The organism is Streptomyces sp. NPDC017993, from assembly GCF_044328065.1.
Classification (GTDB): domain Bacteria; phylum Actinomycetota; class Actinomycetes; order Streptomycetales; family Streptomycetaceae; genus Streptomyces.
The window spans coordinates 155,441-176,471 of record NZ_JBIRGO010000005.1; the positions used below are offsets into that span (position 1 = coordinate 155,441).

Consider the following 21,031-nt stretch of genomic DNA (forward strand, 5'->3'; position numbering starts at 1 on the left):
CCGGGGCGGGCTGTCAGTGGGGCGGCCTAGACTCGGTGGGCGATGAGCAGCCTCTTTGACGACAGCTTCCTGGCGGACCTCGGCCCGAAGGGCGAGGAGCCCCCGCCCCCTCCCGAGGACGAGGACGGTCCCGCACAGGAGGAGATCCCCGCCGACCTGTTCGGCGGCCGCTTCGACGTGCCCGGCGGGATCCCGCACGCCATCGGCCCGGGGCGCGACCGCTACTACCGCGACGGCGCCGCCCGCCCGGTGATCGATCCGGACGCCCTCCTGGAGGGGCTCAACGACCAGCAGAAGGCCGCCGTGGCACACACCGGCGGACCGCTGCTGATCGTCGCGGGCGCCGGTTCCGGCAAGACCCGCGTCCTGACGCACCGCATCGCGCATCTGCTCGGCGCGCGCGGTGTGCACCCGGGCCAGATCCTCGCCATCACCTTCACCAACAAGGCCGCGGGCGAGATGAAGGAGCGCGTCGAGGAGCTGGTCGGCCCGCGCGCCCACGCGATGTGGGTCTCCACCTTCCACAGCGCCTGCGTCCGCATCCTGCGCCGGGAGAGCAAGAAGCTGGGCTTCACGTCCTCCTTCTCGATCTACGACGCGGCCGACTCCAAGCGGCTGATGGCGCTGGTGTGCCGGGACCTCGATCTCGACCCCAAGCGCTTCCCGCCCAAGTCCTTCAGCGCCAAGGTCTCCAACCTCAAGAACGAGCTCATCGACGAGGAGGCCTTCGCCCAGCAGGCCGCCGACGGATTCGAGAAGTCCGTCGCCGAGGCGTACTCGATGTACCAGGCACGTCTGCGCGAGGCCAACGCCCTGGACTTCGACGACATCATCATGACCACCGTCAATCTGCTCCAGGCGTTCCCGGACGTCGCCGACCACTACCGCCGCCGCTTCCGGCACGTGCTGGTGGACGAGTACCAGGACACCAACCACGCGCAGTACACCCTCGTACGCGAACTGGTCGGCCCGGCGGAGGACGCTGGCGAACTGTGCGTCGTGGGCGACGCCGACCAGTCCATCTACGCCTTCCGCGGCGCCACGATCCGCAACATCCTCCAGTTCGAGGAGGACTACCCGGACGCCACGACGATCCTGCTGGAGCAGAACTACCGCTCCAGCCAGACGATCCTCAGCGCCGCCAACGCCGTCATCGAGCGCAATGAGAACCGCCGTCCCAAGAACCTCTGGACGGACGCCGGCGCCGGCCCCAAGATCACCGGCTATGTCGCCGACACCGAGCACGACGAGGCGCAGTTCGTCGCCGACGAGATCGACCGGCTGACGGACGCCGGCGACGCCAAGGCCGGCGATGTCGCGATCTTCTACCGCACCAACGCCCAGTCCCGTGTCTTCGAAGAGATCTTCATCCGGGTGGGGCTGCCCTACAAGGTCGTCGGCGGCGTGCGCTTCTACGAGCGCAAGGAGGTCCGCGACGTCCTCGCGTATCTGCGGGTGCTCGCCAACCCCGAGGACACCGTCCCGCTCCGCCGGATTCTGAACGTCCCCAAGCGCGGCATCGGCGACCGCGCCGAGGCGATGATCGACGCCCTGTCGCTGCGCGAGAAGATCACCTTCCCGCAGGCGCTGCGCCGGGTCGACGAGGCGTACGGCATGGCGGCCCGCTCCGCCAACGCCGTCCGGCGGTTCAACGTCCTCATGGAGGAGCTGCGCACCATCGTCGAGTCCGGCGCGGGCCCGGCGACCGTCCTGGAGGCCGTGCTGGAGCGCACGGGCTATCTCGCCGAACTCCAGGCGTCCACCGACCCGCAGGACGAGACCCGCATCGAGAACCTCCAGGAACTCGCAGCGGTGGCCCTGGAGTTCGAGCAGGACCGCGGCGAGGACAACCCCGGCACCCTCTCCGACTTCCTGGAGCAGGTCGCACTGGTCGCCGACTCCGACCAGATCCCGGACGAGGACGAGGACGGCAGCGGCGTCATCACCCTGATGACCCTGCACACCGCCAAGGGCCTGGAATTCCCGGTGGTGTTCCTCACCGGCATGGAGGACGGCGTCTTCCCGCACATGCGCTCGCTGGGCCAGACCAAGGAGCTGGAGGAGGAGCGCCGGCTGGCGTACGTGGGCATCACCCGCGCCCGCGAGCGGCTCTACCTCACCCGCTCGACGATGCGCAGCGCCTGGGGACAGCCCTCGTACAACCCCGCCTCCCGGTTCCTGGAGGAGATCCCGGACGACCACGTCGAATGGAAGCGGACCGGGCCCGCCACGCCGTCCGCCTCGATGGGCGGACTGTCGTCGGGTGGCGGCGGCTTCGGGAGCGGCATCGGCTCCGCACTGTCGTCGTCGGCACGGGCGAAGGGGCCGAGCGGCTTCGCGACCCGACGGTCGAAGGACCACTCGGTGGTCGCGCTGACCATCGGCGACCGCGTCACCCACGACAGCTTCGGGCTCGGCACGGTCGTGGGCGTCAAGGGCAGCGGCGACAACGCCGAGGCGACGATCGACTTCGGCGGCGAGAAGCCGAAGCGGTTGCTGCTGCGGTACGCGCCGGTGCAGAAGCTGTAGTCACGCGGCAGACCGTCGGGCCGGGGGCGCCGCCCTCGGCCCTCTCGACGGGCCGGGAGCCGGTCAGTTGGGGTCGAGGCCGTGGCCGCGCAGCCACGGCAGCGGGTCGACCGCCTCGCCGCCGCCGGGGCGCACCTCGAAGTGCAGATGCGGGCCGGTGGAGTTACCGGAGTTGCCCGAGTAGGCGATCTGGTCGCCGGCCTTGACCGAACCCGAGCGGATCTTGGTGCTGCTGAGGTGGCAGTACCAGGTCTCGGTGCCGTCGGAGGCCGTCACGATCGCCATGTTGCCGTACGCGGAGTTCCACTGGGTGCGTACGGTGCCGTCGGTGGCGGCCATGACCGGGGTGCCGTAGCTGACCGGGAAGTCGATGCCGCTGTGCACGGACATCCAGTTGACGCCTGCCTGGCCGTAGAGCGCGCTCAGTCCGTGCTGCTTGACCGGCAGCAGGAACTTGGGGCGGGCGGCCTCCTTGCGGGCCGCCTCCTCGGCGGCGCGCTTCCGCTCCAGCGCCTGGCGCTCCTTGAGGTCGATCCGCTCCTGGGTACGGCTGGCCCGGTCGCGGAAGTCGTCGGCGCCCCTGCTGAGCCCGGCGAGCTGGGTGTCGAGCTTGCTGTTGGCCAGGGCCGGTTTGACGCCGTCGGTGTCCGGAGCGGCCTGCGCGGTCGCTTCTTCCTTGTCGTCGCCCGTGAAGCCGCTGACGGAAGCGGCGGCCACGGCGCACACGCCCATGGCGGCGACCGAGGGGACGGCGACGGTCAGCAGCGCCGACCGCTTCACCGGCCGACGGCGGCCACGGCCGCGGCCGGCCTTGCCGGACTCCCGGCCGACGACGCGCGTAGCGACCGGCGGGGTGACCGGCATGGCCTGCGTCATCGCGTCGGCGACGGCCGCGGCGTCCTCGGAGACGGGAGTCGAGGCGGTGTGGGCATCGGTCTCCGGGGCGTACGCCTCGTGCACCTGCCCGGTGAATTCGTGGCCGGGGCTCTCCTGGGCGGCGGCGTCGTGCCCGGGGACGTCGTCGGCGGCCGCCCCGTAGAGGGCGCCCTCGTGGGACGTTGTCTCGAACTGGCCGGTCGCGTACGGGTCGGAGTCGTACGAGGCGGCCTCGAACTGGCCGGTCCCGTAGCCCGTCGCCTCTCCCCAGGTGGTGGCGTCCCACTGGGCGGTGTCGGTCGGCGGGGGCCCGGCCTGGGCCGGGATGCTCGCGGTCAGGCCCTGGTCCTCGGTCGACCAGACGGCGGTGGCGTCGAAGCTGCCGGTCTCCTGGAGCGCGTCGGCGTGATAGCCGGCGGGGTCGTAGCCGTGGGTGGGGTAACTGCCGCTGTCGTAGGCGCCGGTGGCGTAGTGGTGCGCGTCCCACCCGCCCTCGGACTGGGCCGGGACTCCGTAGCCGGTGTCGTATCCGGGGTGCCCGTACGCGCCGGTCTCCTGCCCGGCCACGCTGTGCCCGGTGGTGTCGTACGCGGGAGTCCCGTAGGCGGTGTGTGCGTACGGGTCGTGGTCCACGGCGGGCTGCTGCGTGCCGTAGGCGGCGTAGGCAGCGGTCTCGTAGCCGCCGGAGTCGTACTGGCCCGGGACGAAGGCGTCGGGATGGCCGGCGGCGTCGTACCCGCCCTGACCGTAGCCCTGCGGGTAGGCACCCGTGTCGTAGGCGCCGGTGCCATAGGCACCGGTGTCGTAAGTGCCTGTGGCATAAGGGTCCGTGGCATACGCGCCGGTGTCGTACTGGCCCGTTTCGTACGAGCCGGGAAGCGAACCGAAGAGCGGGTCGCCGCCGCCGTACTCGGCCACGGCATCCTGGGAGTGCTGCGGGGCGTAGGCGTCGTAGCCCGGATAGTGCGCATGCGAGGCGTCGGAAGCGGGGCCTGTCGGAAGCGGAGCCTCCGATGGGTGACGGTCGTTCACCAACTTCTCTTTCGCCTCGGCAGCAGGAGAATTAGCGGCGACTGTACCCGGCGGTACGGGACGGCGACAATCTTCCGCAGGTTTCAGGCTCCACGAGACCGGGCATTTGGCCGCCTTTCGCCAATCGACATGCGAGATATTGGCGCGACGTTCGACGCTTGTTCGACGTCAAGTCTTGATCGTCGTGCGAATGCGAGGGCAATGCGACGCGGTGGGGGATCGGTTCAAGCCACCGAAAAAGCCCTTCCTGTCCCTTCCGCCTCCTCCACCGAGGTAAGTGCCTCGCGGATGCCCGCCGCGACCGTGCCGTTGACCGGTAGCGCGAGATGTCCGACACCGGTGACATGCACGTTGTGCGCACGCAAATCCGGGTGAGCGACGCAGGCCGTCCGGGGCGGCACCATCACCTGGTCCTCCTCGCTCCAGAACGCGACGAATTGCGTCCGACAATGCGGAGCCGGGAGTGCCAGCTCCGCGATGACATCGGAATCCGGCCGCATCTGCCGGATGATGGGATGCGCCGACATCACCGGCGCGACGCTGGTGCCGGAGTGCGGCGTGCCGAGAGTGATCACCGTGCGCACCCGGGAGTCACCACCCAGTCGCTGTACGTAATACCGCGCGATCAGTCCACCCAGACTGTGTCCGACGATGTCCACCTGGTGGTGCCCGGTCCGCAGGCACACCTCTTCCACGTGCTTGCCCAGCAGATCGGCGGCCTTTCGGAGGTCGCAGGTCAGCGGGGAGTAGTTGAGCGCCTCGACATGGCGCCAGCCGTGCCGTCGCAGCGAGCGGCGAAGCAGCACGAAGACGGAGCGGTTGTCGATGAAGCCGTGCAGCATCAGAACGGGCGGATGGGCCCGCCCTTCCGTCGGGAGTACGGCGGGAGAGTCGGGGTCGGCGTCCTGTCCCGTGGGACGGGGGGCGTGGCCCGGTGCGGGCTGCTCCTGGGAGATGCCCGTCGGGTAGAGGAGCAGATGGCCGGCGAGGACCGCGAGATCCATGAACATGCTGAGGGGGAGCAGCGAGGAGACGCGTGTGGAGAGCGTGCGCGTGCATTCGAGCGGCGCGAAGCGGAGGTGCGCCAGGAGAAGGGCTGCGGAGAGAAAGGGCGTGGCCGGCATTGCGGACCTCCCGAACGGCATCCGGGAGGCGGCTCTGACCCCCGGTCGCCCTCGTGGGAAGCCGTAGGCAGTGGCCTCGAGCGTGTTGCTCTGCGGCCTTGGCGCGCGCCCTGCGGCGTGGAGGCCCGGCTGCGGCTCCCCATGCGCCCGGCCCGCGCGACGCTGCCGCCGCTGGGCCGCGACGGTGCGACACGCGGGACGCGACGCGTAGCGAACGTGTCCCATGTGTGATTTCCCCCTCCCCGCATGTCACGAAACTGCTGGGTACGGGATGCTGGCGATAACGTTCGTTCACGCTCGTGGCCGCCGGATCGCGGTCGCGCGATCGATTGTCGGCTCGGCGGCACCGCTACAGCGGGTGCCGTGCATGGCTTGGAGGCAGTGATGGGTGTGGCGCGGCAAGACGGAGCGCAAGCGGAGAGCCCGAGCGCGACGGGTCGGTCGGGGCCGATCCGGGTGGTGGTGGCCAAGCCGGGACTGGACGGTCACGACCGGGGTGCCAAGGTCATCGCGCGGGCCCTGCGCGACGCCGGTATGGAGGTCATCTACACCGGTCTGCACCAGACCCCCGAGCAGATCGTCGACACCGCCATCCAGGAGGACGCCGACGCGATCGGGCTGTCCATCCTCTCGGGCGCCCACAACACCCTCTTCGCGAAGGTGATCGCCCTCCTGGTGGAGCGCGACGCGGGGGATATCAAGGTCTTCGGCGGCGGCATCATCCCCGAGGCGGACATCGCGCCTTTGAAGGAGCAGGGCGTCGCGGAAATCTTCACGCCGGGTGCGACGACCGCCTCCATCGTGGAGTGGGTCAACGCCAACGTCCGTCCGCTGGCGGTCTGAGTCCGAGCTGAGGCACTGAGGGGCCGGCCGGCAAAGGGCTGGCGACCAGCGGTCTCGGGGGTCGTGGGGCTTGAGCCGACCGGGCCTGCCCTCGGAGGTGGGGCATGGGGCTTCACCTCCGGACGGGGAAGCGGGGGGCGTCGCCTCCGGGGCCGGTCTCACGGCTTCGCCGCCGTGGCCGGGGTGGTGGCGTCGGCCCGGAGGGTGCGCTCCGTGAGTGGCGCGGGGGCGCTGTGCGGCTGCGGGCTCTCTTCCAGGGCTGCGGGGTGGCGGAGTTCCGCGTGCATGGTGGCGCGCAGGCGCAGGGTGCCGACCAGGCGCTGGAACGCCTCGGACCAGTAGCCGCCGGAGCCCGGCGAGGCGCCCTCCGGCTCGTCCGTGAGCGCGGTGAGCTTCTCCAGGTGGTCCGCGGCCGCCGGGTCCAGGCAGCGCTCCGCCAGGCCCATCACTCCGCTGAAGCTCCACGGGTAGCTGCCCGCGTCCCGGGCTATGTCCAGCGCGTCCACGACCGACCGGCCCAACGGCTCGGACCAGGGCACCCCGCACACGCCGAGCAGCCGGAACGCCTCCGAGAGGCCGTGCGCCGCGATGAACTCCGCCACCCATCCGGCGCGTTCGCCCTCCGGCAGTACGGTGAGCAGCTTCGCCAGATCGCGGGAGGAGCCGCCCGGCGCGACCTCGGCGGCCTGCGACGGGGCGCTGGGCGCGCCCAGCAGCGCATGGGCCCAGTCGATGTTCCGCTGGCGTACGGCGGCGCGGCACCACGCGTCGTGCAGCTCCGTACGCCAGTCATCGGCCACCGGCAGGGCGACGATCGCCGCCGGTTCCAGGCCGCCGAAGCGCTCACGCCAGGCGTCGAGGGGTGCCGCGTCCACCAACTGGCCCAACCACCAGGAGCGTTCGCCCCGCCCGGACGGCGGCTTCGCCGCCACGCCGTCCCGCTGCATGCCGGCGTCGCACTCGTGCGGCGCCTCGACGAGGATCACCGGTCCGACCGGTTCCGGGGCAGTGGGCAGAGGGGTGCCGGGAGCGCCGGCCGAGCCGGCCATGCGGTCCAGGCTGACGCAGGTGCGGGCCCGCTGTGCCATCCGGGCCGCCAGCGCGGAGCCGGGCAGCGTGGACAGCAGCTCGGCGGCCGTGGCGCGGACGTTGCGGCTGCGGTCCGACAGCGCCTGTTCAAGGAACGGCTCGTCACCCGCGGAGAGACCCTCGCGCAAGGAGTCGAGGAACATCAGCCGGTCCTCGGCGCGCTCGCTCGCCCATGTCGAGGCGAGCAGGTCGAGGCCGGCCTGCGGGCTGCGGCGGCGCAGCGCCGTCAGCAGCGCGACCCGCTCGGCGAACAGTCCCTCCTCCCACAGCGCCCGTACGCTCTCCGCGTCCTCGGTGCCGGGCAGGGCGGGGCCGCCGATGCCGCGGAGGGCGTACTTCCAGTCGTCGTTGAGCCGCGCCAGCCACAGGGCGCGCGGGCCGGCCAGGGAGAGGGCGGCGGACCGCAGGTCCGTCCGGGCGCGGGCGGCGTCGAGCAGCGCCGGCAGCAGCGCCTCGGGGGCGCGGTAGCCGAGCTCGCCCGCCGCGGCGAGCCACTGGGGCAGCAGCTCGGTGAGATCGGGCGCCGGGCCGCGACGGCTGCCGCCGGCGCTGCCGCGATCGGCGAGCAGCAGGGAGAGCCTGCGCCGCGCGGCGGCCGGTAGCGGGGGGCGTGGGTCGGCGGGAGCGGGGGCGGGCCGCTCGCCGGCCGGGGCGGGGCGCAGCGCTGCGCGGCGGCGCACCGTGCTCACCGCGGCGGCGTCCAGCAGGGCGGCCGCTCCGCCCTGGCCCGGCCGTACGGCCACCGGGGGGTCGCGACGCTCCGTACCGAGCAGTGCGGCGCTCACCAAGTCGGACCAGGCGGTGTGCGCGGACCCGGTGGGGGAGGCGGTCGTGCTCGCGCCCATGGGTGCGCCGAGATGCTCGGGGGACGGGCCGGTGGTCGGTTGCGTGCGGGGGGTGCCGGGTGCAACGGCCGGTGTGGTGGCCAGGGGGTTGGGCATGGTGTTCCTCCAGGTGTGGGCCCGGCGCGCGGGAGAAGGCGGCATCACCGCAGGGCCGGGGCGGGTCGCAGCGGCACGGTCACGGGGGGCACGGTCACAGGGACACCGGGGACGCGTCCCCGCCGGCGGCCGGGCTCCAGGCGGTGAGCGGCAGGAAGCCGCGGTGCCCGCACTCCCCGAAGACCGTGATCGGAGCGCCACCGGACAGGGCGGCCAGCTGCCACAGGCCCGTACGGCCCAGGAAGCGCGGGTCGAGAGGGAGCGCCGACTCGCCGTCGGCGTCGGCCAGTTGCCAGCCGGTGCCGTCGCGACCCGGTATGGGGGTGACGTCCCCGAGCACCACCGGCCAGGAGTCGAGCCAGGGGTCGTCGCGCAGGGCGTCGCCGTACGCGGCGAGGGCCGCGTCGATGCCGCCGCCCGACGGGATCGGTCCTGGCGCCGCCGGGGCGTGCCGTTCACCCAGGGTGGCGCGCAGCGGGCGGGCGCCCGGGTAGTAGGCCAGCTCGGCGTCGAGAACGAGGCCCGGTGGGAGGGCCGTTTCCAGGGGGCGGTGCGCACCACCGAAGGAGAGGTGCAGCGCCATGCGCCCGGTGCGCTCACCGCGCAGGAAGATCCGGCGGGTGACCAACCTTCCGTCGTCGGAGTCCTGTTGGGCCAGCACCAGCCAGCGGTCGCGGATCGTGGTCGCGTCGGGGCCGGTCAGCAGGTCCGCCGCTTCCGTGGTCAACCCGACGCGGGAGCGCACCGTCGCCGCGAGCGGGGCCGGTAGCCGCTCGATCCCCAGGAAGCTCCGGTCGAGGAGATGGAGCAGCGCACACTCCTCCAGCAGCCGGGCGGGCCAGTCCGGCCCGGAGGCCGCGACCGACCCCAACTCCCTTACCCGCGCGGCGAGTCCTGGCGCCTGGGCGTCCACCATGCGGGCGGCCGTCTCGTCCCAGGAGCCGTAGCCGGCGCGGTCGGCCGCAGCCAGACCGGAGTGCAGGAGGTCCTCCAGCCGCTGCTCCAGCTCCGAGGCGCCTGCGCCGATCCGTTGCAGTCGCCGCTCGGCACGCCGCCTGGCGGCCTCCGGATCGGCCGGCGCGCGCGATGCGCCGCCGCCACCGCCGGGTGCGTCGGCGGAGCGCTCGGCACGCTCCCGGCGCCCGGCCAGCCACTCGCCCGCCCACGGCGGTGGATCCCCGGCCACCACCGCGTCGTCGCCGCCGGCCCAGAGCAGCAACAGCCCCAGTGCGTGCTTGCACGGGAACTTTCGACTCGGGCAACTGCACTTGAAGGCCGGCCCTTTGATGTCGACGACCGCTTGATACGGCTTCTTGCCGCTGCCCCTGCACTGTCCCCACACCGCGCCGTCCGCCGCCCCCGCCTCCGACCACGGGCCGGGCGCCGCGAGCTTGCCGCCCGCCTTGCGTGATGCCTCGTCAGGTGCGAGCGCGAGCACCTGCTCCGTCGTCCAGCGTTCCCCCTGCGAATTCATGTCAACGACGCTACGACCCACCACTGACAACGGCCGCGAACCGGGGTGAAGTGGCAGGTCAGGGGCGGTATTTCGGCCGTTGTCAGTGGGGTGGTGCAGGCTTGGTTCCGCAAGCGGCCGACGGGGTTTCGGGGTGCCGGCCGCACATCTTGCGACGAGGGGGAGCGATGTCCGAGAACAGCGTCGGGACGATGGATGACAAGGCAAGGGCGACCGGGCCCGGCGAGGCGCTGCGGCCGCACGCGGAGGACACTTTCGCGGCGGAGCTGAAGGCCCTCGCCGCGGCCGATGACCGGCCGCGGCCGGAGCGCTGGCGACTCTCGCCCTGGGCGGTCGCGACCTATCTGCTCGGCGGCACGCTCGCCGACGGCACACTCATCACACCGAAGTACGTCGGCCCGCGCCGGATCGTCGAGGTCGCGGTGACGACCCTCGCGACGGACCGCGCCCTGCTGCTGCTCGGGGTGCCCGGCACGGCGAAGACCTGGGTCTCCGAGCATCTGGCGGCGGCCGTCAGCGGCGATTCCACACTGCTCGTGCAGGGCACCGCCGGCACCCCTGAAGAGGCGATCCGCTACGGCTGGAACTACGCCCAGCTGCTCGCCAACGGCCCAAGCCGCGAGGCGCTGGTGCCCAGCCCGGTGATGCGGGCGATGGCGCAGGGCATGACCGCGCGGGTCGAGGAGCTGACCCGCATCCCCGCCGACGTCCAGGACACGCTCATCACGGTCCTGTCGGAGAAGACCCTGCCCATCCCCGAGCTGGGGCAAGAGGTGCAGGCAGTCCGCGGCTTCAACCTGATCGCCACCGCAAACGACCGCGACCGCGGCGTCAACGAACTCTCCAGCGCGCTCCGCCGCCGCTTCAACACCGTCGTACTGCCGCTGCCCGCGACGCCGGACGAAGAGGTGGACATCGTCTCGCGCCGGGTCGAGCAGATCGGCCGCTCGCTGGACCTGCCGGCCGCGCCGGAGGGCCTGGAGGAGATCCGCCGGGTCGTGACGGTCTTCCGTGAGCTGCGCGACGGCATCACCGCCGACGGCCGCACCAAGCTCAAGTCACCCTCCGGCACCCTGTCCACGGCAGAGGCCATCTCGGTGGTGACGAACGGGCTGGCCCTGGCGGCTCACTTCGGGGACGGCGTGCTGCGCTCCGGTGATGTCGCCGCAGGCATTCTGGGTGCGGTGGTCCGCGATCCGGCCGCCGACCGCGTCGTCTGGCAGGAGTATCTGGAGGCGGTCGTGCGCGAGCGCGACGGCTGGAAGGACTTCTACCGCGCCTGCCGTGAGGCGAGCGCATGACCGGGGGAGGCGTGGCCGCCCCGGAGAGGACGGCCGAGAGGCCCGCGTCGGGCGGTGAGCCGGTGCTGCTCGGGGTGCGGCACCACGGCCCCGGCTCCGCGCGGGCGGTGCGGGCGGCCCTTGAGCAGTGCGCGCCCCGCGCCGTACTGATCGAAGGGCCGCCCGAGGCCGATGAGTTGGTGCCGCTGGCGGCGCAGGACGGTATGCGACCGCCCGTCGCGCTGCTCGCCCATGTGCTGGACGACCCGGGCCGGGCGGCGTTCTGGCCGCTGGCCGAGTTCTCCCCGGAGTGGGTGGCGCTGCGCTGGGCCCTGGAGCACGGCGTCCCGGTCCGCTTCATCGACCTGCCCGCGGCGCACTCCCTGGCAATGGAGGAGGCAGAGGCACCCGAAGAGGCCGAGAGGGCAGAAGACCACGGACGGCCCGGGGCACGGGAGGGGCGGGGGAGGCCAGAAGAGCCGGCGAGGGCAGAAGCGGCGGGGAAAGGCGGGCGCCCAGGAGAGGCACCCGGGCCAGGAGAGGCACCCGCGCGTCCGGGAGAGGGAGAGCAGGGCGACAGCGCTCCGGACAGCCGGGCCGAGGTGCGCGTCGATCCGCTCCGGGTGCTGGCCGCCACCGCTGGTTACGACGATCCCGAGCGCTGGTGGGAGGACGTCGTCGAGCACCGCGGGACGAGCGGGCCGGAGGCCGACGCGCTCGCGCCGTTCAACGCGCTGGCCGAGGCGATGGCCGCGCTCCGTGAGGTGTACGGCGACGGCGGGCACGACCGCGACCCGGTGCGCGAAGCCCATATGAGGCTCCGGCTGCGGGCCGCGCGCAAGGAGTTCGGGGACGACATCGCCGTGGTGTGCGGGGCCTGGCACGTACCGGCGCTGGCCCGCCGCAGCACCGTGACCGCCGACCGGGCACTGCTCAAGGGCCTGCCGAAGGTGAAGGCGGCGCTGACCTGGGTGCCGTGGACACACCGGCGGCTCTCCCGCCGCAGCGGCTACGGCGCCGGTATCGCCTCGCCCGGGTGGTACGGCCATCTCTTCAGCGCCCCCGACCGCCCCATCGAGCGCTGGATGACCAAGGTCGCGGGCCTGCTGCGGGAGGAGGACTACGCCGTCTCCTCCGCGCATGTCATCGAGGCGGTCCGGCTCGCCGAGGGGCTCGCCACGGTGCGCGGGCGGCCGCTGGCCGGGCTGGCCGAGACGGACGACGCGATCCGGGCCGTCATGGGCGACGGCTCCGAGGCGCCGTCCACCCTCATCCACGACCGGCTGGTGGTCGGCGATGTGCTCGGCGAGGTGCCGGAGGACGCGCCCGCCGTCCCACTGGAACGGGACATCGCCCGCATCCGGCGAGCGCTGCGCCTCAAACCGGAGGCGCTGGAGCGGGAGATGGAGCTGGACCTGCGGAAGGAGACGGACGCCGGACGCAGCCGGCTGCTGCACCGGCTGAGGCTGCTCGGCATCCCCTGGGGGGAGCCGACCCGCTCCCGCGGCAGCACCGGAACGTTCCGGGAGACCTGGCGGCTGCGCTGGGAGCCCGAACTGTCCGTGCGGGTCGCCGAGGCCGGCATCTGGGGCACGACCGTGCTCTCCGCCGCCACCGCCAAGGCCGCGTCCGACGCGGTGGGCGCCGCCGACCTGGCCGCGGTGACGGCGCTTGCCGAGCAGTGCCTGCTCGCCGAACTCCCCGACGCCCTGCCGGTGGTGATGCGGGTGCTCTCGGACCGCGCCGCACTGGACGCGGACGTGGGCCATCTCGCCCAGGCGCTGCCCGCCCTCGTGCGGTCGGTGCGGTACGGCGATGTGCGCGGCACGGACGGTGCGGCGCTGCGCGAGGTGGCGATGGGCCTGGCCGAACGCGTCTTCGTCGGCCTGCCGCCGGCCTGCGCGGGGCTGGACCTGGACGGGGCGGCGGAGATGCGCGGCCATCTCGACGCCACCCACCGGGCCGTTGCCCTCCTCGGGCGGCTCCAGGCCGATGCCGGCCTGGCATCCGATGCGCCGACCGGCACTGCGCCCGCCGGCACTGCGCCCGCCGGCACTGCGCCCGCCGGCACTGCGCCGGCCGGTCCCGCTCCAGGTGGGGTCGGTCAGGGCTCGGCCGCCGGCGCGGGCGGAGATGCGGCCGGGCTGCGGGACCGGTGGGCAGGGGTGCTGCGGACGATATCGGGGCGGGACACCGTTCCCGGACTGATGCGGGGGCGAGCGGCCCGACTTCTCCTCGACGACGGGCAGTTGGGCGAGGGTGGTGCGGAGCAGCTGATGGGATTGGCGCTCTCGCCCGGCACCCCGCCCGCGGACGCCGCCGGGTGGATCGAAGGCTTCGTCGGCGGCGGGGACGGCGGCATGCTCCTGGTCCATGACGAACGCCTGCTCGCGCTGGTGGACGGGTGGCTGACGCGGGTGCCTGGTGCCGCCTTCACGGACGTCCTGCCGCTGCTGCGGAGGACGTTCGCGGAGTACGAAGCCGGGGTCCGCCGCACGCTCGGTGAGCTGGTCCGGCGCGGCCCCACCGTCGGCTCCGGCGCCCCTGCGGACGCCGGCGAGGAGGCGGCGGCCCCGGGCTTCGGCCCCGGCCTGGACCGCGACCGTGCCGCGGCCGTCCTCCCCACCCTGCGCCTGCTGCTGGGTTTTGAGGAGCGGGGCTTCGGTGAGTCGGGTTCCAGCGAGCCGGGGCTCGATGGGCATGCCGTCGACGAAGGGGCGCCTGACCGGCATCGGATACGCGATGACCGCGACGCGGGCGACCCGCACACAGCACGCACAGCGCGCACGGCACGCGTTGAACGAGACAACGAGCATGCGGGGGCGGCGGGATGACGACGAACAGGTCCCAGGTGACAGCGGCCGAGACGACGGCCGTGAGCGACACGGCGGTGGGCGACCCGGCGGCGGGCAACACGGCGGCGGGCGACCCGGTGGTGGGCGACCTGGCGGTGGCTGAGACGGCGGTGGCCGAGACGACCGTGACCGCCACGGCGAAGGCCGGCCCGACCACCTCGACTCCCGCCCCCGCTCCCGGCGCGGGCACCCCCACCCGCACCGCAGGCACCCCCGCCTCCGACACCCCCGCCTCCGACACCCCCGCCTCCGACACCCCCGCCTCCGACACCCCCGCCTCCGACACCCCCACCCCCGACGTCGCCCTCTCCGAGGATGAGCGGTTGCGGCGTTGGCGGTTGGTGCTCGGTGGGGGAGAGGCGGACGGCACCGGGCGCGCGTTGCAGGGGCGGGATGCCGAGATGGACGGGGCGCTGGCCTCGCTCTACGGACGCGGCAAGGGCAGGCAAGGGGCTGACGACAGGCGGCGTTCGGCGGGGCTCGGGGCATCGGTGCCCGGGGTGGCGCGCTGGCTCGGGGATATCCGTACGTACTTTCCCTCCTCCGTCGTGCAGGTGATGCAGCGGGACGCCATCGACCGGCTGGGCCTGTCCGCGTTGCTGCTGGAGCCGGAGATGCTGGAGGCCGTCGAGGCGGATGTGCACCTGGTGGGCACCCTGCTCTCGCTCAACAAGGTGATGCCGGAGACGACCAAGGAGACGGCGCGGGCCGTCGTCCGCAAGGTCGTCGAACAACTGGAGAAACGGCTCGCGACCCGCACCCGGGCCACTCTCACCGGCGCGCTGGACCGTTCCGCACGGATCAGCCGGCCGCGTCACCGTGACATCGACTGGGACCGCACGATCCGGGCGAACCTGAAGAACTACCTCCCCGACTACCGCACGGTCGTGCCCGAGCGGTTGATCGGATACGGCCGGGCCGCGCAGTCGGTGAAGAAGGAAGTGGTGCTCTGCATCGACCAGTCCGGCTCGATGGCCGCATCCGTCGTCTACGCCTCGGTCTTCGGCGCGGTGTTGGCCTCTCTGCGGGCCATCGACACCCGGCTGGTCGTCTTCGACACCGCGGTGGTCGACCTGACGGACCAGATCGACGACCCGGTCGATGTCCTCTTCGGCACCCAGCTCGGCGGGGGCACGGACATCAACCGCGCGCTCGCCTACTGCCAATCGCGCATCACCCGGCCCGCCGAGACCGTCGTCGTGCTCATCAGCGACCTCTACGAGGGCGGCATCCGCAACGAGATGCTCAAGCGCGTCGCCGCGATGAAGGCGTCCGGGGTGCAGTTCGTGACGCTGCTCGCACTCTCCGACGAGGGAGCACCCGCCTATGACCGTGACCATGCCGCGGCCCTCGGCGCCCTGGGCGCACCGGCGTTCGCGTGCACACCGGACCTCTTTCCGGACGTGATGGCGGCGGCCCTCGAGAAACGGCCGTTGCCCATACCGGACATGGCGGAGCAACGGTGACAGGAGCACCGGCAGGACTTGCGCGGCACCTGGCTTGTCGTGCAAGTATCAGCCCGATCGCTCGATCGCCCGCGACGCGAGTGACACCGAGGCCGTAGGCCCGTGTGTCCCCGTCCGTATGGGAAGGCCCTCCGTGTCCGCTGTGTCCGTCCTGCCTGCTGCCGTGCGCTTGCCGCGCTCGGTGGCCGTGCGGCGCGCACTGCTCGCGGGGCTCTTCCTGGTGGGCTTCGTCGCCCTCGGCTTCGCCTTCGGACCCGGCGCGCACGCCGACGACCGCACGGCGAAGCAGGATCTTTCCGGGGCAGCCGCCCCGGTCAAGGGCCAGGCCGTCGATGAGAGCGCAGCAGACCTCTCGACCAGGGCTCCGGCCCCGGACGAGACGTCCACCCCGGCCCGGGCCGCCACCCGGGACGGGGCGACGGACCGACTGTCCCGCTCCGAGGCCGAGTTCGCGCAGCAGCGCGAGACGGCCCGGACGGAGATGGCCGCGCACAAGGACGCCGCGGACGGCGCGTTCGCCGGGACCGTGCGGCCCGCCGCCGAGCAGGCCGCCCGGGTCACCGACCCGGTCGCCGCGCCGGTGACCGGTGTCGCACGCGAACTGCGGGACGCGGCCGGTACGGAGCTGCCCATTCAGCTTCCGACCTGCGAGAACGCCGGTCAGCCCGGCGACGGTACCCCCGGCAAGGGCGGCGCCCCGTTCGGCGAGCAGCCGGCCGGTGCGCGGGCCGCCGGGGCAACCGGTTCCGCCGCGCAGGCGTACGCCGATGCGGCCCACGACCCTCGCACCGCGGCGGAGCAGGCACGTCCCGCCGTACAGGAACAGCGGGACCAGGGGTCCCACGGCCTTCCGGGGCAAACCCCGCAGGGCCCTGTGCCGGCGCCTTCCTCGCACACCGCGGGCGATGGCCACGGTCCCCGTGGCGGGGACCAGAACGCCGCGTCGACGGCGGATTCCCCGCGCTTCCGGCTGCTGCCGGGTGGCGTGCGCACGGCCGACGGCGCTCCGACGCGTCGGCGTGCCGAAGAAATCCTCGAATTCCCGGGCTAGGGCAGACCGCTCCGCGTCTGTAACCGACCTGCCGCGCGGGGGCGGGACAGGTCTGCCCGTCAACACCCTCTGAATTCGAAGGACTTCCTCATCATGCGCTCCAACATTCGCCGTTCCATCGTTGTCGCCGCCGCAGCCACCGGCCTGTGGGCCCTGGGTTCCGTCACCGCGAACGCGGCTGAGCTGCCCGTCAGCCCCGATCTGTCGGCCACCGACACGGTGACGGACGCCGCGAAGCGGCTGCCGACCGGTGACCTGGCCGGTACCGCGGAGGAGACCGTGGGCGGGGCCGCCGACAAGGCCAAGGGCGCCGTCGACGGTGCGTCGACGGACGCTCTGCCCACCGGCACCGTGCCCGCCGCCCCGCAGCTGCCGTCGGCCGACGGTCTCGGTGCCCTGGCCGGCACGCCGGCCGGTGTGCAGGACCTGCAGAAGGCTGCCGACGTGAAGAAGGCCGCCGACCTGCGAGAGGCCAAGGACGCGGGCAAGAAGGCCGCCAAGGCGCAGAAGGCCGCCAAGGCCGCCCTGAAGCGGGCCGGCAAGCTGACGGACGGCAAGCTGCCCGCCGCCCCGTCGCTGCCTGCAACCCCGGGCCTGCCGTCCGCCGGTCTGCCCGCCGCCCCGAAGCTGCCGGCGACGCCCGCGCTGCCCAAGGCTCCCGCGCTGCCCAAGGCTCCTGGCTCGGCCGAGAACCTGCTCGCCGGTATCGCCGGTGCCGGTGTCCGCCCCGAGCAGCTGACGAGCCAGGCCCAGGGCGGTCTGAACACGGTCCGTCCGGCCGTCGACAAGGCCGCCGCCGATGTGCTGCCGCCCGTCGCCCGCCGCGTCGTCATCAAGGTGGTGCCGGTCGCCCAGGGGGCCGTCGGTGGTGCCGGTCAGCTCGCCGGTGACGCCGCTGCCCACACCACCCCCTTCGTGACCACCGTCGGTGGCCGCGCGCAGGTGTTCGTGCAGGACGTGACGGCCGACGCCGGTCCGTTCGTGCAGGGTGTGGCGGCGGACGCCACTCCGTTCGTGCAGGGTGTGGCCGCGGATGCCTCCCCGTTCGCCCAGGGCCTGGTCACCGTTGTGGTGACTGACGCGCAGGGCGTCGCCACCACCGCTGCCGCCGGTGCGCAGGACCTGGCGCCCGCTCAGGTTCCCGCGAACCTGCCCTCCGTGCCCGCCACGCCGGCTGTGCCCGCCGTCCCCGCCGTCCCGGCTGTGCCCGCCACGCCGGCCGTCCCGGCCAACCTGACCGACGTCGCCACCCTCCCGGCCCTCCCGGCCACCCCGGCCCTCCCGGCCACCCCGGCCCTCCCGGCCACCCCGGCCCTCCCGGCCACCCCGGCCCTCCCGGCCACCCCCGCCGTCCCGGCCGTGCCCGCCGCCCTGGCCCACGCCGTGGCTCTCCCGGCGGTTCCGGCCGACCTGACCAACGCCGCCAACATCCCGGCCCTCCCCGTCCTGCCGGTCCTCCCGGTTCGTCCGGCCGTCCCGGCGCAGCCGACCCTCCCGGTCCAGGGCGTCTGAGTCCGAGCCCTCGGACAGCGGTACGGCGCGGCGCGTCAGCCGTAGCCCCCGGGACGGTCACTTTCCGTCCGGCGGGCCCCGGCCGTACCACCGGCAGCACCGGAACGCTCCAGGTCGGGCGGCCCCATCGCGGGGCCGGCCGACCGGCTGCGGCGGCAGCCACGCGGGACGCTCACGCGTCACCGCGGAGTCCGGACAGGCCGGAACACCCATGAACAGCCGGGCGGACCTCTGTGGGGGAGGACCGCCCGGCCTTGTGTTTTCCGGAACCGGGCGGGCCGCCCCGAAAAAGGGGGCAGCTCGCCCGGTTCTTCCCGTGCCGCTACGAGTGGGGCACCTGCAGGCGGTCCCAACTCACCCTGCCCGGGACCCCGTCCGCGTCCCGGCCGGAGAAGCCGAGCTTGCGCTGCCAGGCCGCGTACGACTTGCGGTCCGCCTCGGTCCACTCCGGGCTCGGGCCACTCTTGTATTGACCGCAGTCCTCCGCGACCAGCCGCTTGCCCATGGCTGTGATCACCGCGCTGCGTGCGCCCGCGTGGAAGAAGCCGCTGCCGGGGAACGGCTCGTACGGCGGGTGCTGCGGCTTCGGCGGTGGCGGGGAGCCGGCGGTGTCCTCGCCCTTGCCGCCCGGCTCGGCGCTGCCCTCCGCGGCCTTCGCCAGCCGTTTCTTGATGCGGCCGCGCATCGTGTCCATGGTGAAGCCGCGCGGGTCGACCTTCCCCGGCTGCCACTCCTTGTGGCCGATCACCGAGCGCTCGGTCCAGTCGTGAGCACGGCAGATCGCCGCCGAGACCTTCTCGATCGCGAGTTTCTGCGCCTCCGGCCACGGGTCCTTTCCGTCACCGAGGTTGATGCACTCGAAGCCGTAGAAGTGGCGGTTGCCGTCGGTGTCGGTGGCGTTGTCGGGCGGCAGCTCGGTCTCGTTGATCACCGCCTGCAGGACGTCGCGATCGCCGAGCCCCGCGTGGTTGGCGCGGCCGTTGCCGACGAGGTGGATCTCGCCCTTCTTGTCGATCACGCCGTGGCACAGCGGGCCCGGCAGATTCGGGTGCCCGTCGTAGCAGAGGTCCACCGAGCCGGCGGTGCCCTTGGTGACGGTGTGGTGGATCATCACGCCGTTCACCGGGCCCCACGGGCCCTTGGAGTTGCGGTTGTGCTTCCGCCAGTTGCGGACCTCGTGCACGACCAGGCCCTCGTCGCGCAGGGCTTTGAGCAGCCGGGTCGCGGTCAGCGGTGTGGCCATCAGCTCGCACCTCCCTCGTCCGCCGCCGCCTCGGCGGCGGCGGTCGTCTGGGACCTGCTGACCGCGGGGCCCGCGGCCTCGGTCGCCGTCGGGGCGCCGTCCGTCTCCTCCGCCCGCGCCTCGGCCTCGGCGGCGAGCGCCGCCTCGTCCGCGGCCGGAATGCCCGCGGACAGCGGCCGGAAGGCCAGCCGCAGGTCGGGGGCGGCCTGTTCACCTTGTACCCACGCCAGCGGCGCGTAGTGCACCACGATGCCGGCGGGTGCCTGGAGCAGCGGTCGGCGGGCCGGGTCCGTCGGCCACTCGACGCCACCGGTGGCGGTACGGGCCGGGATCAGCCAGAAGTCGCCGGTGCGGTAGGTGCCGCCGGCGGCGAAGTACACCTCGACGCCGTCCTCCAGCGGCAGCCAGCGACCCTCCTCGACGCGCAGCGCGCCGTGCTGGAGCCCGCCGGTGCGCGTGTTGCCCTTGGTCCTGTGGGTGCCCTCGTGGTGGTCCCAGCGGCGCAGGAACGGGTGCAGTTCGGGGCGCCGTCCGACGCCCTGCGCCGGCTCGTCCGAGAGCCGTACCCGCCGCCCCGGGAGGTCGAGCTCCTCCACCCGCAGCAGCGGCTCCGCCTCGCCCCGACTGGTGTACGCGGTGTCCACGAACTCGACCCGGTCGCCGACGTTCAGGTCCAGCTTGTCGTCGCTGCCCAGCGTCGCCAACTCCACCCAGGTGCCGTCCAGGCCGTCGACGGGGAAGGTCACCGAGCCGTTCTCGCGGGACCATTTGAAGGTGGCGTCCTTCACGGTGCCCGCGTCGTGCACCTCGACCCGGTAGAGCTGGTTCTCCGGCCCCCGGTAGCGGGCGTCCGGCGTGACCAGGCACGGCTCGTCGTCGGCCTGGTCGGGGCGTTCGCTGCGCGCCGCGAGACGGGAGGCAGGGGTGCCGGCCTTCTTCGCCCAGCGTGCGAACGCCGCGCGTACGTCGTCGACCGGCGGGCTGTCGTCCTCCAGGTCCAGCTCGGAGGCGGGCAGCGGCAGCACCTGCCACACCACCTTGGTGCGGGCCGCGGTGTCCGGCATGGCCGAGCCCAGCGCCACCTCGCGCAGCGCCGGGTCCTCGGCCGCGGTGACGGTGCGCTCCCACACCTTCAGGTAGGCCAGGTACGGGAACCGGGTGGGCAGCCGGTCGCCGGGGCGTTCCGGGTCCCGGAAGCCGTCGGGCTGGTCCCAGTACGTCCAGGTGGCGGGCGGCGCGGCCGGCTCGTCGGCGGCGTCCGCGTCCGCGCCGTCCTTGCCGCCCGTGTCGGCGGCGCCGTCCGCGGGCACCGGCACGCCGGGCTCGGGGCGGGTCGCGTCACACAGGATGCCGTCCACGTAGTAGCGGCCGCCGCTGATGATCAGGTCGTCCAGCTCTCGGCTGCCGCCCTGCATCTCGATCTTGAAGCCGGTGGCGCCGCGCGGCCCGCCGTGCTGCCCGATCAGGTCGGCGGCGAGGGTCCGGGCCTGGAACAGCTGGATCGCGGTCTGCTCATTGGCGTCCGCGTCCAGCTGGACGCGGCCCTGCTGGGCGACGACCGCGGAGTAGTGACGCTCCGGCCGGTGGGTGATGCGGGAGAGATCGGCGTGCATGGAAGGGGTCCCCCTCGTACGGAATGCTCAGAAGGTCAAGAGTCGGAAGGTCGCGGGCGGTGGGTGGATCGGGTCCCCCGGGCGGGGAGTTCACCTCACGAAC

General features: G+C 73.3%; 13 protein-coding genes. 7 read left to right on the plus strand and 6 right to left on the minus strand.

All coding sequences use genetic code 11. The features are described from left to right. The first annotated feature begins 42 nt into the window (after positions 1 to 42). On the plus strand, positions 43 to 2,529 hold the full coding sequence (pcrA, locus tag ACH4FH_RS10340) for a DNA helicase PcrA (protein ID WP_398555349.1): 2,487 nt from the start codon (positions 43 to 45) through the stop codon (positions 2,527 to 2,529). A 63-nt stretch (positions 2,530 to 2,592) separates the two neighbouring features. Here the strand turns inward: pcrA and ACH4FH_RS10345 are convergent, their stop codons facing one another. Further along, positions 2,593 to 4,437, minus strand: coding sequence for a peptidoglycan DD-metalloendopeptidase family protein (locus tag ACH4FH_RS10345; RefSeq protein WP_398555350.1), 1,845 nt, complete (start codon positions 4,435 to 4,437; stop codon positions 2,593 to 2,595). 224 nt (positions 4,438 to 4,661) lie between these two features. Next, a complete protein-coding gene (locus ACH4FH_RS10350) occupies positions 4,662 to 5,561 on the minus strand; it encodes an alpha/beta fold hydrolase (protein ID WP_398555351.1) in 900 nt (299 codons plus the stop codon). 384 nt (positions 5,562 to 5,945) lie between these two features. Between ACH4FH_RS10350 and ACH4FH_RS10355 the strand changes: the two genes are divergently transcribed. Beyond that, positions 5,946 to 6,404: a cobalamin B12-binding domain-containing protein gene (locus ACH4FH_RS10355; protein WP_398555352.1), complete on the plus strand. Its 459-nt coding sequence runs from the start codon at positions 5,946 to 5,948 to the stop codon at positions 6,402 to 6,404. Positions 6,405 to 6,562: 158 nt separating this feature from the next. On the opposite strand, the gene ACH4FH_RS10360 is transcribed toward ACH4FH_RS10355, so the two are convergent. Both ACH4FH_RS10360 and ACH4FH_RS10365 read right to left on the minus strand, forming a co-directional pair. Next, the gene (locus ACH4FH_RS10360) at positions 6,563 to 8,338 is read right to left on the minus strand and encodes a DUF5691 domain-containing protein (RefSeq protein ID WP_398555637.1); all 1,776 of its coding nucleotides are present in this window, start codon (positions 8,336 to 8,338) and stop codon (positions 6,563 to 6,565) included. A gap of 190 nt (positions 8,339 to 8,528) precedes the next feature. After that, complete coding sequence (locus ACH4FH_RS10365; RefSeq protein WP_398555353.1) at positions 8,529 to 9,908, minus strand: SWIM zinc finger family protein; 1,380 nt, start codon at positions 9,906 to 9,908, stop codon at positions 8,529 to 8,531. Positions 9,909 to 10,075: 167 nt separating this feature from the next. Here ACH4FH_RS10365 and ACH4FH_RS10370 point away from each other — a divergent pair, with 167 nt between their 5' ends. The 5 genes from ACH4FH_RS10370 to ACH4FH_RS10390 all read left to right on the plus strand — a co-directional run bounded on the left by ACH4FH_RS10370 (position 10,076) and on the right by ACH4FH_RS10390 (position 18,072). Beyond that, on the plus strand, positions 10,076 to 11,209 hold the full coding sequence (locus ACH4FH_RS10370; RefSeq protein WP_398555354.1) for an AAA family ATPase: 1,134 nt from the start codon (positions 10,076 to 10,078) through the stop codon (positions 11,207 to 11,209). Beyond that, positions 11,206 to 14,022: a DUF5682 family protein gene (locus ACH4FH_RS10375; protein WP_398555355.1), complete on the plus strand. Its 2,817-nt coding sequence runs from the start codon at positions 11,206 to 11,208 to the stop codon at positions 14,020 to 14,022. The genes ACH4FH_RS10370 and ACH4FH_RS10375 overlap by 4 nt, the downstream gene beginning before the upstream one ends. A gap of 344 nt (positions 14,023 to 14,366) precedes the next feature. Next, positions 14,367 to 15,509, plus strand: a complete 1,143-nt coding sequence (locus ACH4FH_RS10380) for a VWA domain-containing protein (RefSeq protein WP_398555638.1) — start codon at positions 14,367 to 14,369, stop codon at positions 15,507 to 15,509. A gap of 133 nt (positions 15,510 to 15,642) precedes the next feature. Further along, positions 15,643 to 16,560 (plus strand): hypothetical protein, encoded by a 918-nt coding sequence (locus tag ACH4FH_RS10385; RefSeq protein ID WP_398555356.1) that lies wholly within the window; start codon positions 15,643 to 15,645, stop codon positions 16,558 to 16,560. A gap of 93 nt (positions 16,561 to 16,653) precedes the next feature. Next, the gene (locus ACH4FH_RS10390) at positions 16,654 to 18,072 is read left to right on the plus strand and encodes a hypothetical protein (RefSeq protein ID WP_398555357.1); all 1,419 of its coding nucleotides are present in this window, start codon (positions 16,654 to 16,656) and stop codon (positions 18,070 to 18,072) included. A gap of 322 nt (positions 18,073 to 18,394) precedes the next feature. Here the strand turns inward: ACH4FH_RS10390 and ACH4FH_RS10395 are convergent, their stop codons facing one another. Both ACH4FH_RS10395 and ACH4FH_RS10400 read right to left on the minus strand, forming a co-directional pair. Then, entirely contained in the window at positions 18,395 to 19,315 is a 921-nt protein-coding gene (locus tag ACH4FH_RS10395) for a peptidoglycan-binding protein (RefSeq protein WP_398555358.1), read from the minus strand. Then, a complete protein-coding gene (locus ACH4FH_RS10400; protein ID WP_398555359.1) occupies positions 19,315 to 20,928 on the minus strand; it encodes a DUF6519 domain-containing protein in 1,614 nt (537 codons plus the stop codon). Before ACH4FH_RS10400 ends, ACH4FH_RS10395 begins: the two co-directional genes overlap by 1 nt. Between the last annotated feature and the right edge of the window lie 103 nt (positions 20,929 to 21,031).

What these genes read in the sequence shown, in the direction of transcription:
- ACH4FH_RS10350 (WP_398555351.1), bottom strand. Translation starts at nt 5,561, where the DNA reads ATGCCGGCCACGCCCTTTCTCTCCGCAGCCCTTCTCCTGGCGCACCTC.
- ACH4FH_RS10355 (WP_398555352.1), top strand. Translation starts at nt 5,946, where the DNA reads ATGGGTGTGGCGCGGCAAGACGGAGCGCAAGCGGAGAGCCCGAGCGCG.
- pcrA (WP_398555349.1), top strand. Translation starts at nt 43, where the DNA reads ATGAGCAGCCTCTTTGACGACAGCTTCCTGGCGGACCTCGGCCCGAAG.
- ACH4FH_RS10370 (WP_398555354.1), top strand. Translation starts at nt 10,076, where the DNA reads ATGTCCGAGAACAGCGTCGGGACGATGGATGACAAGGCAAGGGCGACC.
- ACH4FH_RS10395 (WP_398555358.1), bottom strand. Translation starts at nt 19,315, where the DNA reads ATGGCCACACCGCTGACCGCGACCCGGCTGCTCAAAGCCCTGCGCGAC.
- ACH4FH_RS10360 (WP_398555637.1), bottom strand. Translation starts at nt 8,338, where the DNA reads ATGGGCGCGAGCACGACCGCCTCCCCCACCGGGTCCGCGCACACCGCC.
- ACH4FH_RS10365 (WP_398555353.1), bottom strand. Translation starts at nt 9,908, where the DNA reads ATGAATTCGCAGGGGGAACGCTGGACGACGGAGCAGGTGCTCGCGCTC.
- ACH4FH_RS10375 (WP_398555355.1), top strand. Translation starts at nt 11,206, where the DNA reads ATGACCGGGGGAGGCGTGGCCGCCCCGGAGAGGACGGCCGAGAGGCCC.
- ACH4FH_RS10400 (WP_398555359.1), bottom strand. Translation starts at nt 20,928, where the DNA reads ATGCACGCCGATCTCTCCCGCATCACCCACCGGCCGGAGCGTCACTAC.
- ACH4FH_RS10390 (WP_398555357.1), top strand. Translation starts at nt 16,654, where the DNA reads ATGCGCTCCAACATTCGCCGTTCCATCGTTGTCGCCGCCGCAGCCACC.